Genomic DNA, 13,487 nt, shown 5'->3' on the forward strand with positions numbered 1-13,487 from the left:
TGAGCCATTGATGCCCGCCGTTGCAATAACGGCCAGTCTCCATTAGCCCCTGACCTGGGGGAGTACTTGGCATCTATGGAATCACCTATGACCACTACCCATCTCACCCTAACGGGTGTCTCCTACGTTTTGTCGGATGGCAGAACGCTTTTCACCGATCTTCATGAGCAGTTCGATGCCCGCCCAACCGGGCTGGTGGGTCGCAATGGTGTGGGTAAAACAGTATTAGCCCAAATCCTCGTGGGCCAGTTGCAACCCACCGCCGGCGACTGTCAGCGCCCCAACAGCGTGCATTATCTTGCTCAGCAAGTGGCCCAGCCGAAGGGGGCTTCTGTCGCCGATCTCTCAGGTATTCAACCAGCGCTGGATGCGCTGGCGCGAATTGAGGCTGGCAGCACTACCATAGAGGATTTTGAGGTCGTGGATGAGCGTTGGGATATGCCTCAGCGATTTCGCCATGAGCTTGAACGCAATGGCTTGGGCTATCTTGAGGCCACAACACCGGCCAGCACACTGAGCGGTGGGGAAGTCATGCGGGTTGCCTTAATGGGCGCCATGCTCTCGAATGCTGATTTCCTGATTCTTGATGAGCCAAGCAACCATCTCGACCGACCAAACCGCCAGGCACTCATCGAACAACTGCAGCGCTGGCCGCGTGGGCTGATTGTGATCAGCCATGACCGGCAATTGCTGGAAGCCATGGCGCGTATTGTCGAGCTGTCCCCCTCAGGGCTGCACAGTTATGGCGGCAACTACACCTTCTATGCAGAGGCAAAAGCACACGAGCAGCAAAATGCGATTGACCAACTCAATAAGCATAAGCTAGAGCGCCAACGCCAAGAAAGGGCGATGCGCAAGCAGCGTGAACGCCAGGAGAAACGGCAGGCCCGCGGAAATCGGCAAGGCAAGGAAGCCAACCAAGCCAAGATACTGCTGGATCGCCAGAAAGAACGCAGCGAAATCTCGTCAGGTGCACTGAGCCAACAGCAGGCGGCCAGCCGTGATCAACTTAACCAGCGCGTGCGGGAAGCGGCAAAACAGGTTGAAGACGAAGCGCAAATCACCCTGCATGAGATACCCGTTAATCAGGTCGCCAAGCGCTGTTTGGCAGAGTTGGAGAGGGTAGAGCTACCGTTCGTCATGGGAGCCACGCGTCAACTTAGCCTACTGCTAAGAGGGCGGCAGCGCATCGGTATCGTTGGCCCCAACGGTTGCGGTAAATCTACGCTGCTTCGAGTGCTAGCGGGCCAAATCGAGCCATTTTCCGGAACCTGCAAGGTGACCCCTGAAAGGGCTTATCTCGATCAGCGGCTGGAGAATCTTGAGCCGGAAAAAACCGTGCTCGAACAGCTGCAACTGGCTAACCGCTCAACAACGGAGGGTGAGCTGCGCATGCTACTGGCCCAGCTAGGCCTGGATGCGCAGAAGATCACCACACCCAGCGGACTACTAAGCGGAGGTGAACGTCTGAAAGGAGCACTGGCCTGCATCCTCTACGCCGATTCGCCACCACAATTGTTGCTGCTAGACGAGCCCAATAACCACCTCGACCTGCCATCGGCACAGGCACTGGAAACCCTGCTGCGCAGTTACCAAGGTGCGTTAGTGGTGGTATCCCATGACGATGCCTTTCTGGAAAACCTCGCCCTGACAGACCGCCTGAGGGCAACTGAGCAAGGGTGGCATCTGGAGCCGGTTTGATGAAGAATTCTGACTGTGTCGATCTTCAATAAGCGCTGGGTAGTGTAGTTTTAAACTCAAACAGGCTTGAATAGCATGGGTTCCGTGCTATCGTGTGTTTATGATCGTAAATTTCAAAGACAAAGCGGTAGAAGACTTATTCAATGGCGAGCATACCAAGGCTGCTCGCAAGCTATGTCCGCCATCTCTATGGAAAATTGCATCACGAAAACTCGATCTACTGGATTCGGCACAAAAGCTGGATGAACTGAGGGTGCCGCCTGGTAACCGGCTTGAAGCGTTATCAGGCGATAGAGCCGGGCAGCACAGTATTCGCATCAATGGGCAGTATCGTCTCTGTTTTAGGTGGACAGAAGCTGGGCCTGATGAGGTCGAGTTAGTCGATTACCACTAACAGAACAGGAGACTAAAAGGAGAAAGGTATGATTCGTGTCCCCACACATCGTGAACCGACGCACCCCGGCGAAATGTTACTGGAAGAGTTTTTGCAGCCCATGGACATTACCCAACGCGAGCTGGCGGCTGCTATCCACGTTCCTTACCAGCGGATCAATGAGCTGGTGAATAAAAAGCGGGGTGTTACGCCCAGCACGGCCCTAAGGCTGGCACGATTTTTTGGTGTCTCAGCAGATTTTTGGCTCAATTTACAAATGCGCTGGGATCTCTTCAAAGCAGAGCAGCTAGAACACGAGGATCTCTCTAGTATCCAGCACTGGCAGAAGATGGCGTAGACCTAAGCATCATGGCAGGGGGAAGCCGTCCGAAGGCATTCGCCAAGGGTACACAGGCTCAGTATCATAAGTAGCCTAAACCAAACCACAGAAGTCATCATTCATGTCGTGCCCACCTTGCCCCCATTGCCAATCCGAGTTCGTCTATCAGGATCAAAGCCTGTTTATCTGCCCCGAGTGCGCCCACGAATGGAACCCTTCTGAGGCTGAGGCAGAAGAGACCGTGACGGTAAAAGATGCCCACGGCACCCTGTTAGCGAAAGGCGACAAGGTAACGATGATCAAAGACCTCAAGGTCAAAGGCAGCTCATTGGTACTCAAGGTAGGCACCAAAGCCGTTATCAAGCGGCTCGTGGACAGCAAAGATCACCAACTGGACTGCAAAGTCGACGGCGTCGGCGACATGATGGTGACCGCCCATTTTGTGAAAAAGGCCTGACTAAAATCTGAACTTACCTGACAAGCGTGCCGCCGATGACTGCTAACCGACATTACCGCTGGGTTATTCTGTTGATAGCCACCCTGGCTCAAGCAGCGGCGTGTTTCTTCGTTCAGGGTATCGGCGCCATCAGCGTTTATATACAGGGCGATATGGGGCTCTCCGCATTTCAGATTGGGGCGCTGGTCTCGGCGGCTCAGTTGGTGCCTTTGGTCGGGCTGTTGGTTGCCGGGGAGTTGCTGGATAGGTTCAGTGAGCGTTTGGTGGTGGGAGTGGGAACCCTCGTCGTGGGCATTGCGCTTAGCGCTGCTGTGCTGGCGGAGAGTTACTGGGCCATGCTGCTGTTTTTGGTCATCGTGGGGGCAGGCTACAGTACCGCCCAACCCGGCGGTAGCAAATCGGTAGCTGCCTGGTTTGATAAATCCCAGCGTGGTTTTGCCATGGGCATTCGTCAGGCGGGTTTGCCGCTGGGCGGGGCGCTGGCGGCGATCGTACTGCCAACCGTCGCTATCACCTGGGGATGGCGCGCCTCTTTTCTAGTGGGTGGGCTGATTGCGATCTTCGGGGCGCTGATCTTTATGCTCTTTTATCGCGCCCCTGCTGGCGTGGTGCCGGTCGCAAGAGCCTCTGAAGGCAGCGTGACAAACGTCGTCTTGTCGCGGCTGGCGATGATTCGCGAACCGGCCATGAAACAGATCATGGCGTCCGGCATTAGTTTGATCTCGGTTCAGTACGGTATTTTGATTTTTACCGTGCTTTATCTGCACAGCCGTTTGCAGATGGACGTGCTGCAAGCCGCGACGTTGCTATTCGTGGCCCAGGGGGGCGGGGTTGCCGGACGTATTTTGCTGGCGGCCTGGAGCGATCGCTGTCGCTCGCGCTATTTCCCGGTCATGGTGTGCATGGTGGCGGTGATCGTTGGGTTGCTGGTATTGGTTTGGCTACCGCTCAGTTCAATGTTTATGCTGGGTTGCTTGATGGGCTGGTTGGGTTTCTTTGGGTTCGGCTGGTACGGTCCTTGGGTGGCTTATGTGGCGGAGTCGGCACCCGTCGATAAAACCGGCTTTGTGCTGGGGCTGGCCATGGCGATTAACCAACTGGCAATTGTATCGGTGCCGCCACTGCTGGGGTGGATGCTGGATATAACGGGCAGCTTTATGCTCGGCTGGAGCCTGCTGATCGCCATGACACTATTAGGGCTACTGATGACCATCCAACGTAAAGGCGAAGCGAATGAAAGCCATCGTGTTTGATGTATTTGGCACTATTGTCGACTGGCGTTCCAGTTTGATTGACCAGTTCCGGGCGTTAGAGCAGGAGTTGGGTGTCGAGCTACCCAGCGAAGCGCTGACGGATCAATGGCGTCAGCATTATGCGCCTTCGATGGATCGGGTACGCAAAGGCGAAATTCCGTGGACGGGGTTGGATGATCTGCATCGGGAAAGCCTGCTCACACTGCTCAAGCAACATGGGATTACGCTAGACGAGGCGACCATTGATCGCGTCAATCACTTTTGGCACCAGTTAGACCCATGGCCTGATGTTCAGCGCGGTCTTCAACAATTGAAAGAGCACACCATCATCGCCACCCTGACTAACGGCAATTTATCGTTAATGGTGGACGTTGCCCGTTATGCCAAACTGCCATGGGATATGGTGTTCTGCGCCGAGCTATTCCAGCACTATAAACCTGACCCAGAGGTCTATTTAGGGGCTTGCCGCCTGCTGCGCCTGCCGCCAGAAGAGGTGATGCTATGCGCAGCGCACAATTACGACTTGGCGGCTGCCCGTGCATTGGGGATGAAAACGGCGTTTATACCCCGTCGTACAGAGTATGGCCCGCAACAGCGTAAAGATTTAGCAGCCGAGCAAGAATGGGATTTTGTGGCTGAAGATCTCATCGCGTTGAGTGAGCAGCTAAGAGGTTGACCCAAAAGCACTTACCGTCAGGGCAGTGGTTAGTATCATATAATGCCAAGGCGCCAAAGATCACAATGTGCTACCAGCAGCTGTTACGTCACTTGCAGAGCGGGCTCGAGACCAAGGTGGTTAACGAAGGGGATGAAGTCGCGATCCAGGAAAAGCAGCGGGAGGCGGTTCTCTATACAGAACGTCGCGATAATGACATCCGCGGTTTTTCTGATCGTAATGCCTTTTTTGCGTAACGCTCGATAATTGTCGGCACACTTTACCGTCATCGCTTTGCCAAACATTTCATACTGATCCAGCGCCAGTAAGCTTTGCTGGGTTTTACGGTAATCTTTATCGTTACGAATGCCTTGCAGGATTTCCAGAAAGATTAGATCGCCGATCGCGACGGCTCCCTCAACGATCGATAAATCCAGCAGATCGGTATGTGGGTTCTCGACGCCGTTGAAATAGTCGATCCAGACGCTGGTATCCACTAGTATCATTTGCCACTCCGCATCTCATCCAGATCGCCTTCCCACTTGATGTGGCCACGCAATTTTCGCAGCTCTTGCTGCTTGCCCCGTTGCACCAGGAGCTTCAGTCCTTGCTCGACGGCTTCTTTTTTGGTCTCGTAGCCAGAGATCTTTAGAGCTTCGGCCATTAATTGGTCGTCAATGACAATGTTCGTTCTCATACTGCACCTATGTGTATGAAAATGTATTTCTATACACAATTTAGCACCTTATTGCGAACAAGGCATTCTCCTGTTGACTGCACCTACAGCTGCGCAGGGATCTTTATCAGGTAGAGCTATCAGAGCACGATGATATCGGTAAGCTTGTGTTAGCCAATAGAATGGTTCGTAAAGAGAAGGAAGGTTAATAATCAGCGGTTGAGTCCTTGCAGAGCAGGGTAGCCTATTTCAATGTTGTGCCATAACAAACCATTAAAAACAAAGCATTAGCTTCATAGGAGATAGCATGGTATCTATCGAAACCTGGATGACGTATACCGTCGCATGCATTTTAATCATTCTTGTGCCAGGGCCTGACAATATTCTTGCCGTTAGTCGGGGGCTTAGTCAGGGGCGTCTAGCGGCTTGTATCTCTAGTGCCGGGGCTGCCCTTGGGCTGATGGTGCATGTGCTTGTCGCTTTTCTGGGCTTGGCGTTTCTCATTCAAACATCGGCGGTAGCGTTTAGTGTGGTTAAATTTGCTGGGGCTGGATATTTGATTTGGTTAGGGATTAAAGCCTTACGCTCACGGGAGTTGATTGCTTTCTCGTCTCAGAGTCACTTGTCCCATCGGGCAGTGCTTATCACCGGCTTTTTAACCAATGTACTTAATCCCAAGCCAGCGCTGTTTATTTTGGCCTTTGTTCCTCAGTTCGTTTCTCCCGTGCATGGGGCAGTCGAGCTACAAACGTTCTTGCTAGGTGCATGGTTTGCGTTGCTGGCATTCGTGGTTTTTACTGTGTTAGGTACCTTTTCATCCCTATTTGCAAGGTGGCTAGAAGGCCACCCCCGCGCTATTTTGGGTTTGAATATTGGTGCTGGCATGACGTTTATCGCTGCGGGTTTATCTGTCTTGCTGCTTGGTCGGGCGGAGAGAAGTTGATAAGAATAAGAGTTCAGCCAACTAGCCACTTCACGACGCAGTGAGCTGAAGTTCAGCGAAGCTTGCCAGGGCGGGTGTCAAAGCCCTCTGCTCGGGGGCGACAAAGTAGGTATCGACCTTGGCGATGTATTTGCAGAAAATGGCATAAACAGCAACACTCTCGGTAACCCAGGGTATTCTCCAACGGCCTTTTCTACGTACCTAATAAAGGTAGTCACCATGTCAGCTACGATGAGCAAAGATGACGCACACAAGCTAATTGAGCAACTTCCTGCGAATGCCACATGGGAAGACCTTATGCATGAGATCTACATCCGAGGGGCCATCGAAAAGGGCATGGCAGATAGCCAAGCAGGTAACATTACGAACGTGGCAGATATCCGCAAGAAATACGGCTTGCCTGAATGTATTCTGGACAGCAACAGCAGAAGCTCATTTGGAAACGATTTATGCCTATACTGCCCATGATTCAGAAGCTGATGCGCTGAGTACCGTTGATAATATCACCCGGAGGTCACAACAGATTGGTGATTTCCCGCTTCAGTGCGCGAGGTGCCGTTCTGCCTTCTGGGCAGCCTGAACCGAGGGTCGTCCACCCACACGTGAGACATAATTTGTCAGCGTCGGCCAATGCCCCAGATCAATGTCGAAAAACCGACACCACCCTAGCACTGTGAAAAGATAGGCATCCGCGATAGAAAAGTTTTTGCCCATCAGGTAAGCGTTACACTCAAGAACACTGTCGAGATAATCAAAGCGCTTGAAGGACTTATCGCGAAACACGCACTTGGCCTCTTCGGCCAGGCTGGTGTTAAACAGTGGCGCTAATCCAGCGTGAATTTCGCTATTAATGAAAGCCAGCCACTCTTGAAGACGAACTCTCTCCCAGCTTCCTGTTGGTGGAGCAAGACTTGCCTCCGGCGATAGATCAGCTAGGTACTGGAGTATGGCAGGACCCTCGGTCAAGATCTGCCCATCCTTTAGCTCCAAAGCTGCTACATAGCCCTTGGGATTGATGGTGAGGAAGGCTCGGCCATCCTCTGTTGTTTTTGTTCGGTTATCGACACGCACTAACGTGAAAGGCAGCGCCAATTCACGCAGGACAATATGAGGCGATAACGAACAGGTATTGGGGGCGTAATACAGCTTCATGGGATTCCTTTATAGTGATAAAAAAAGAGATTAGCTACCGCTAACAATTCAAAAGTGTGCGGATCCTTTTAATCATCGTAAAATTAATATCTCACTTCTTAGCCATTAGCTGAGCTACTGACAATGATGAATCTCACCCATTGGCGCTTGATCGTAGCCATTGCGGACACTGGCACTATCACGAGAGGTGCCGAGCGTGTTGGCATGACTCAATCCGGGGCCAGCCAGGCGCTCGCGCAGATTGAGGAAACGCTGGGCGCACCGCTGTTTGCTCGTGCGCGGCGAGACGTCAGCATGACGGCCTTCGGAGAAGTGGTTATCAGACACGCACGGTGTATGTTGGCAGACCTCAACGCCATTCGTGGTCTGGCCGACAAGCAGAAAGGTATAGGGAGCGGCCGTATTCGCTTAGCTAGTTTCCCATCGGTAATCTCGACCCAGCTCCCTGCACTGCTTGGCTCCTTTCGACAGCGCCATCCAGGCATCGATGTCATCGCGCTGGAAGGTACCGATGAAGAAGTCGAGACATGGTTAACTAATGATGCCATCGACCTTGGCGTGGTGCTGAACCCTACGCCGGAACGCCAAGCCTTGATACTCGGCTGCGATGCTTGGGTAGCCGTGGTGCCCAGTGCTCATCCCTTGGCGCGGCGCGCATCCGCACGAGGTGCCGACTTCGCTGAACTCGCTACTCAACCATTCATTCTCGCAACGGGAGGCTGCGCGGTGAATGCCCAGCGTCTGGCTCAAGAGAGTGGGGTGACGCTGAGCGATATCCGCGTAACGGTACGTGACTGGATCAGTGCCTGTGCGCTGGTTCGTGAAGGAATGGGTTTGGCCATCGTACCGGAATCGACACTGCCCAAAGATCTGCGTGGTTTACGCGTGCTATCGCTGACGCAGCCGATTTATCGAAGGTTTGGGCTTGTTGCTGCACCGGCATCGCCGGTCTTAAAACTCGTCGAGGCCTTCTGGCAACACGTAACAAGTCACCAGTCGCCACGATAAGGTACTCCATTTACGACGCAGTAAACTGACTCTCATCCAACACCACCGCGTCACGCAAGATGTCAGCGAAGCTTGCCAGGGCGGGTGCCCAGGTTTCTGGTTCTGGGGCGACAAAATAGGTATCGACATTGGCGATGGACGTGGGCAGTTCCAGCGTATGAATCCCGAACCGGTGCTGGTGGGCTTCAACCGTCCCACGGGGCAGCACCGTGTAACCCATCCCGGCAGCAACGCAGCCAAGCATCGCGTCCAGTGAACCGAACTCAAAAATCCGGCCTGCATTGACGCCGTAGGAAGCCAGCAACAGCTCGATACGTTGGCGATAGCTACACCCCTGGCGAAACGCCATAAAGGCAGAGGTCAGCAGTTGTTGTGAAGAGGGCATCGTCGACATCGGCGTTGAACCCACCAGCACAAGCTGCTCGCTAAACGCTTTGAGCAAGTGATAGCGGCCATGCTCGAGTCGCCCGGCCACGAAGACACAGTCCACCTGCCCATTAAGCAACAGTTCGACCAGCTCAGCCGTGGGCCCGGTCTTAATCTGGATATCAACGTCAGGCTGTGCCGCGTGGTACGCCGCCAGTATCGGCGGAAGGCGCAACGCCGTCGTGGTCTCCATGGCGCCTATACGTAGCCGTCCACACGCCTTTTCCTGGCCTTTGAACAGCGACACCGCTTCGTCGTGGGCCGTCAGCATGCGCTCGGCGTACTCCACCAGCGCCAACCCGGCACTGGTAGGCCGAACGCGCCCCGCACGCTGAATAAGCTGTACGCCTAACTCCTCTTCAAGCTTCTTGATGTGGGCCGTTACATTGGATTGCACCGTGTGCAGCTGATTTGCCGCTGCCACGAAGCTGCCTGTTTCGGCCACTGCCATGAATAGTCGCAGTGATTTCAATTGCACGCGCCGTCTCCCTGTCAGGCTATCTTTAAACAAGATAGTAGCGATCAAAACTAATCGTTTCTAGAAATACTTCCTCACGAGTAGTCTGGCTGTGCACTAACGCGCTGCCCACCTTGCCCGAAAGGCGGCACGAAAAGGACACCACATGATGACTCGAACACTCACTAGCCACGACCTGCCTGCCCTGATGACAGGGATAATGGCGACCCTGGCGGGGATTGGCATCGCGCGCTTCGCCTATACGCCGCTATTGCCTGCGATTATTCAAGAGGGTTGGTTTACCGCGAGCCAAGGCGCCTACCTTGGAGCTGCCAACCTGCTGGGCTACTTTATCGGCGCACTCGCCGCCCACTCGCTGAGTGAGCGCTTTTCTCCTCGCTGGGTGATGGCCGCAAGCTTCGCGGGTATCGCGCTAAGCTTTGTGCTCTGCGCCGGGGCGGGCGGTTTCCTCTGGTTCTTCTTCTGGCGGTTGGTGTCGGGCATTGCCGGGGCCATCTTAATGGTTGTCGGGCCTTCACTGGCGCTGGCAGCCACGCCCCCTGAAAGGCGAACCCGTGTCGGTGCCCTGGTATTTACCGGCATTGGCTTTGGGGCACTGCTTTCGGCCTTCATCGTGCCATTGCTCCTTGGGTTAAGTCTGACAGTCACCTGGGGCACGCTTGGGCTGCTCTGTATTGCCGCTGGCCTTTTGTGCGACTATTTTTTGCAACAACAGGGAGTAGCGCACTTAACCTCACCAATAACGGCTAGCTCTGTGGGTGATCGTTCCACAGGGATTGCGGGTGTAAAGGTCGTTGTTCTGCTTGTCATTGGCGCTTACGCCCTGGATGCGATTGGCTTTGTGCCCCATACCGTGTTCTGGGTGGACTATCTCGCCAGGGAAAACGCTCTGGGTAACCAAGCGGCTTCCCTGCAGTGGGGAATCTTCGGGTTGGGCGCCTTGTGTGGGCCGTTCATGGTAGGCGCACTGGCGCAGCGAGTGGGCTGGCAGGGGGGCTTGATGATCGCCTTTGCGGCGAAGGCCGCCGCTGTCTTGCTGCCGGTGTTCTCGCTCGCACTGCTCAGCCAGTCGGTTTCCTCCTTCATGGTAGGGGCAATGATCCCCGGTATTGTGGCACTCACTTCTGGCCGCCTTGCTGAGTTAGTAGGGCCAACCGCCCACAAGAAGCTCTGGGGGCAAGCCACCGCCGCCTTTGCAGCCGCCCAGGCAGTGGCGGGCTATGCCATGTCCGCGCTTTATGGCACTTGGGGCAGCTACGCGCCACTGTTTGCCATTAGCGGCCTCATCCTCGTCGCAGGCTTTTTGCTGGTGCTGCTTAGCCGTGGCGTACAGCAGCGCCACACGCATCTTTCTGCCCAGCAATCTACCAACCAAGGGAGGCAATAATGGAACTCTACCTGAACGCAACCTCGCCCTATGCGCGCCTGGTGCGCATCGTTTTACTGGAAAAAGGCCTGATGGACGCCGTGACGCTGAAGTGGTGCGACCCCTGGGCAGACGATGCCGAACTCTTAAAGGCCAACCCCGCCGGGCGCATTCCCGCGCTAGTAACGGAGGAGGGCACCCGGCTTAGCGAATCAATTCTGATCGCCGTTTACCTGGATAGTGTTAGCCCCAACAAGCCAATGCTGCCAGCAGCCAGCCTGGAAGATGTGCTGCACCTGGCGGGGCTGGGCCAAAATCTGATGGATGCCGCGTTTACGACCGTGATTGCCAGAAAGCATTACGGCAAAGAGATTGACGCTAGCGAGCTGGGCCAACGGCGTTCGCGAGCCATGCAGCGGCTACTGAAACAGTTGGACTGTGAGCTTGGCGAAGAACAACAGAGCTCAACTATCAACCTAGGCCACATCGCCACTGCAGTGGCGCTGGATTATCTAGCCTTCCGGCTGTCAGAAGTGAATTGGAAAGAAGAATACCCACAGCTTCGAGGATGGCACGCTAGCGTGACCGCTCGCGCGAGCTTCCAGCAGACTGCATTCTGTTAGTGGAACCGACTATATCCCATACTCGCCCTGCTACTGCAGGGCGTTATCATGATGGTCACTATTAATAACCACTGTTATGTTAGGGTTTGATCAAAATATGGTACGGTGCTAATTTTAATTGAGAAAAATGACCATGCCAGTTATTAGTAGGTTTTACGGAATTTTGATTGCTATGTATTTCAACGATCATAATCCTCCTCATTTTCACGCCAAATACTCTGGTTATGAGGCGCTATTTGCGTTCGATGGAACCATACTTGAAGGCGAACTGCCGAAGAGAGCGACGCTATTTGTTAAAGAGTGGATTTCACTGCATGAGGCTGAGCTTGAAGAAAACTGGCGTCGAGCTAGAGCGGGAGAGCCCCTAAACAACATTACACCGCTGGAGTAAATCATGTTGCATATCAAATCTGCGGAATATGTGGTTGATTACAAAATCTGGGTGGCATTTGATGACGGGACTTCAGGTGAAGTGGATCTTGATGGCGTGTTGAGTGGCCCGGTATTTGAACCGCTAAAAGATATAGCTGTTTTTCGAAAAGTATCGGTCGATCCTGAGTTAGAAACTGTTGTCTGGCCAAATGGTGCCGATTTAGCACCAGAGTTTCTCAAGGGGTTGCATAACAAACAAATGCAGCAGGTGCACAGCTGATTTTGAGGCACCATTGGCATGATGACGTAGTTCAAGGCGCTGGGGCAAAGACATTGTCGCTTGCTTCCAGTTCTGCCCAGCGCATTTCCTAGTCAATCTGCTTAGACACCCCAACGCTGATAGTGAAATATCCGTTAGCTCGTGCTGGTATCTGACAGCATGGCAAGGCTAACCACGCCAAAGTAACCCTCCTAAGCCAGCAATCCATAGCCCAAGGCCAAAGCTGAAATGTGTCAATAGACTGCGAAGTCTAGCGATGTTTGGCTGAGGCGTCTTACGGGCGGCGATCCCTGCGCCCAAGCAAGGGTTGCAGGACAAGAAAAGGCGCAAGTACCGTCATCACACCGAAACCTAGAGCAGGCATGAGCGTAGGGTGTGCCAGCCAATCCGGCCTGACAAGTACCAGGAACGTCATAGCGAAAGCGATCCCAATCAGATAATGCGCAAACCACCCTAGAGCCGACTCGGCTGAGATCGGCGTGCTTTTACCGATAGGTTGATGGATAAATCTGCCGCTCGGCAAGTGCCCCAGCCAGCGCCCGACCATTGCGTAATTCAGTGAGGGGATGCCCAGTAGGCGTTTCTGGAACAGCGCTACGACATCCATAAAAGCGGTCGCCCCAACGCCGAGCAATAGAGCATCGATCAGTAGGCCGTTCATTTCGGTGCACCCAAGGTGATGGTAAAGATCAGCGTGGCCTGGATGACGGCCAATAGCGCAAATGCAGGGCCGACCCTGTGGGTGAAACGAGCCTGATTATTGAAAAGAGGCATCTTCCTCAATCTCCTTGAAGGTTAGGGTGAGGAGAAGTAGCCTATTACTTCAAGTCAACTTGAAGTCAAGTGCGATGCTAGATATTTCCGAATTCTCCCGTAAAAGTGGGATTCCCGCCTCGAAATTGCGCTATTACGAAGAAGTGGGTCTGATTAGATCAGTTGGGCGCAATGGGTTGCGCCGGGTTTTCGAAACAGACGTATTGACGCGCTTATCGCTGATTGCTCTGGGGCAGGTCGCGGGGTTTTCGCTGGCTGAGATACGCGAAATGCTGGGATCTGAACGAGAGCCGGAAATTGATCGTGAGATGGTGAGTGCCAAGGCAGATCTTCTGGATCGCCGCATCAAAGAACTGACAGCACTACGTGATGGTTTGCGTCATGTTGTGACCTGCACGGCGCCAAGCCATCTGGAATGTCCGACCTTTCAACGTCTAATGCGGATTGCACAGACGCGGCAAGCGACGCGTGGGCGTAATCAAAAAAAAGCCCGCACGAGGGGGAAGGGTGGAGAGGCTAATTTCATGTCATCATCGTTAGATGGAGTATGAGTAGCACGGTTCTCTCCTGATAGCACATGTATTCTTGCATTTGGTCAACAGCTCTAATG

At 53.8% G+C, this 13,487-nt stretch carries 20 protein-coding genes; 14 read left to right on the plus strand and 6 right to left on the minus strand.

Annotated elements, in window-relative coordinates:
- Positions 1-87 precede the first annotated feature (87 nt).
- The 6 genes from ACT3UM_RS13015 (at position 88) to ACT3UM_RS13040 (ending at position 4,800) form a co-directional block, all read left to right on the plus strand.
- On the plus strand, positions 88-1,701 hold the full coding sequence (locus tag ACT3UM_RS13015; protein WP_498899391.1) for an ABC-F family ATP-binding cassette domain-containing protein: 1,614 nt from the start codon (positions 88-90) through the stop codon (positions 1,699-1,701).
- A 100-nt stretch (positions 1,702-1,801) separates the two neighbouring features.
- On the plus strand, positions 1,802-2,095 hold the full coding sequence (locus ACT3UM_RS13020) for a type II toxin-antitoxin system RelE/ParE family toxin (RefSeq protein ID WP_498899393.1): 294 nt from the start codon (positions 1,802-1,804) through the stop codon (positions 2,093-2,095).
- A gap of 28 nt (positions 2,096-2,123) precedes the next feature.
- Positions 2,124-2,432, plus strand: a complete 309-nt coding sequence (locus ACT3UM_RS13025; RefSeq protein WP_308321028.1) for a HigA family addiction module antitoxin — start codon at positions 2,124-2,126, stop codon at positions 2,430-2,432.
- A gap of 103 nt (positions 2,433-2,535) precedes the next feature.
- Complete coding sequence (locus ACT3UM_RS13030; RefSeq protein WP_498899396.1) at positions 2,536-2,871, plus strand: zinc ribbon domain-containing protein YjdM; 336 nt, start codon at positions 2,536-2,538, stop codon at positions 2,869-2,871.
- A gap of 35 nt (positions 2,872-2,906) precedes the next feature.
- On the plus strand, positions 2,907-4,124 hold the full coding sequence (locus ACT3UM_RS13035; RefSeq protein WP_498899398.1) for an MFS transporter: 1,218 nt from the start codon (positions 2,907-2,909) through the stop codon (positions 4,122-4,124).
- Complete coding sequence (locus tag ACT3UM_RS13040; protein WP_498899400.1) at positions 4,105-4,800, plus strand: haloacid dehalogenase type II; 696 nt, start codon at positions 4,105-4,107, stop codon at positions 4,798-4,800. Before ACT3UM_RS13035 ends, ACT3UM_RS13040 begins: the two co-directional genes overlap by 20 nt.
- Before the next feature lie 83 nt (positions 4,801-4,883).
- On the opposite strand, the gene vapC is transcribed toward ACT3UM_RS13040, so the two are convergent.
- Together vapC and ACT3UM_RS13050 are read right to left on the minus strand one after the other, a co-directional pair.
- Positions 4,884-5,285 carry a type II toxin-antitoxin system VapC family toxin gene (gene vapC / locus ACT3UM_RS13045; protein ID WP_227405518.1) on the minus strand — a complete coding sequence of 134 codons (402 nt, stop codon included), beginning with the start codon at positions 5,283-5,285 and terminating at the stop codon, positions 4,884-4,886.
- The gene (locus ACT3UM_RS13050) at positions 5,282-5,476 is read right to left on the minus strand and encodes a type II toxin-antitoxin system VapB family antitoxin (RefSeq protein WP_227405517.1); all 195 of its coding nucleotides are present in this window, start codon (positions 5,474-5,476) and stop codon (positions 5,282-5,284) included. The genes vapC and ACT3UM_RS13050 overlap by 4 nt, the downstream gene beginning before the upstream one ends.
- A gap of 286 nt (positions 5,477-5,762) precedes the next feature.
- On the opposite strand from ACT3UM_RS13050, the gene ACT3UM_RS13055 reads away from it, so the two are divergent.
- A complete protein-coding gene (locus ACT3UM_RS13055) occupies positions 5,763-6,398 on the plus strand; it encodes a LysE family translocator (RefSeq protein WP_498899403.1) in 636 nt (211 codons plus the stop codon).
- 219 nt (positions 6,399-6,617) lie between these two features.
- Complete coding sequence (locus tag ACT3UM_RS13060) at positions 6,618-6,866, plus strand: hypothetical protein (protein ID WP_498899405.1); 249 nt, start codon at positions 6,618-6,620, stop codon at positions 6,864-6,866.
- 72 nt (positions 6,867-6,938) lie between these two features.
- On the opposite strand, the gene gstA is transcribed toward ACT3UM_RS13060, so the two are convergent.
- On the minus strand, positions 6,939-7,550 hold the full coding sequence (gene gstA, locus ACT3UM_RS13065) for a glutathione transferase GstA (RefSeq protein ID WP_498899407.1): 612 nt from the start codon (positions 7,548-7,550) through the stop codon (positions 6,939-6,941).
- A gap of 123 nt (positions 7,551-7,673) precedes the next feature.
- On the opposite strand from gstA, the gene ACT3UM_RS13070 reads away from it, so the two are divergent.
- A complete protein-coding gene (locus ACT3UM_RS13070) occupies positions 7,674-8,558 on the plus strand; it encodes a LysR family transcriptional regulator (protein WP_498899409.1) in 885 nt (294 codons plus the stop codon).
- Between the two features lie 10 nt (positions 8,559-8,568).
- Here ACT3UM_RS13070 and ACT3UM_RS13075 read toward each other — a convergent pair whose 3' ends face one another.
- Entirely contained in the window at positions 8,569-9,462 is an 894-nt protein-coding gene (locus ACT3UM_RS13075; protein ID WP_498899411.1) for a LysR family transcriptional regulator, read from the minus strand.
- A 145-nt stretch (positions 9,463-9,607) separates the two neighbouring features.
- Between ACT3UM_RS13075 and ACT3UM_RS13080 the strand changes: the two genes are divergently transcribed.
- From ACT3UM_RS13080 to ACT3UM_RS13095, 4 genes are all read left to right on the plus strand, one after another.
- Positions 9,608-10,849 carry a YbfB/YjiJ family MFS transporter gene (locus ACT3UM_RS13080; protein ID WP_498899413.1) on the plus strand — a complete coding sequence of 414 codons (1,242 nt, stop codon included), beginning with the start codon at positions 9,608-9,610 and terminating at the stop codon, positions 10,847-10,849.
- A complete protein-coding gene (locus ACT3UM_RS13085; RefSeq protein WP_498899415.1) occupies positions 10,849-11,451 on the plus strand; it encodes a glutathione S-transferase N-terminal domain-containing protein in 603 nt (200 codons plus the stop codon). Before ACT3UM_RS13080 ends, ACT3UM_RS13085 begins: the two co-directional genes overlap by 1 nt.
- Before the next feature lie 127 nt (positions 11,452-11,578).
- The gene (locus ACT3UM_RS13090) at positions 11,579-11,842 is read left to right on the plus strand and encodes a DUF4160 domain-containing protein (RefSeq protein WP_498899417.1); all 264 of its coding nucleotides are present in this window, start codon (positions 11,579-11,581) and stop codon (positions 11,840-11,842) included.
- A gap of 3 nt (positions 11,843-11,845) precedes the next feature.
- The gene (locus ACT3UM_RS13095; RefSeq protein ID WP_498899419.1) at positions 11,846-12,103 is read left to right on the plus strand and encodes a DUF2442 domain-containing protein; all 258 of its coding nucleotides are present in this window, start codon (positions 11,846-11,848) and stop codon (positions 12,101-12,103) included.
- 168 nt (positions 12,104-12,271) lie between these two features.
- Here the strand turns inward: ACT3UM_RS13095 and ACT3UM_RS13100 are convergent, their stop codons facing one another.
- Positions 12,272-12,433, minus strand: coding sequence for a DUF2938 family protein (locus tag ACT3UM_RS13100; RefSeq protein ID WP_498899421.1), 162 nt, complete (start codon positions 12,431-12,433; stop codon positions 12,272-12,274).
- Positions 12,378-12,764, minus strand: coding sequence for a DUF2938 family protein (locus ACT3UM_RS13105; protein ID WP_498899423.1), 387 nt, complete (start codon positions 12,762-12,764; stop codon positions 12,378-12,380). The genes ACT3UM_RS13100 and ACT3UM_RS13105 overlap by 56 nt, the downstream gene beginning before the upstream one ends.
- A 187-nt stretch (positions 12,765-12,951) precedes the next feature.
- On the opposite strand from ACT3UM_RS13105, the gene ACT3UM_RS13110 reads away from it, so the two are divergent.
- Positions 12,952-13,428: a helix-turn-helix domain-containing protein gene (locus ACT3UM_RS13110; protein WP_498899425.1), complete on the plus strand. Its 477-nt coding sequence runs from the start codon at positions 12,952-12,954 to the stop codon at positions 13,426-13,428.
- Positions 13,429-13,487 lie beyond the last annotated feature (59 nt).

The organism is Halomonas sp. AOP13-D3-9 (genome assembly GCF_052379125.1).
Classification (GTDB): domain Bacteria; phylum Pseudomonadota; class Gammaproteobacteria; order Pseudomonadales; family Halomonadaceae; genus Vreelandella.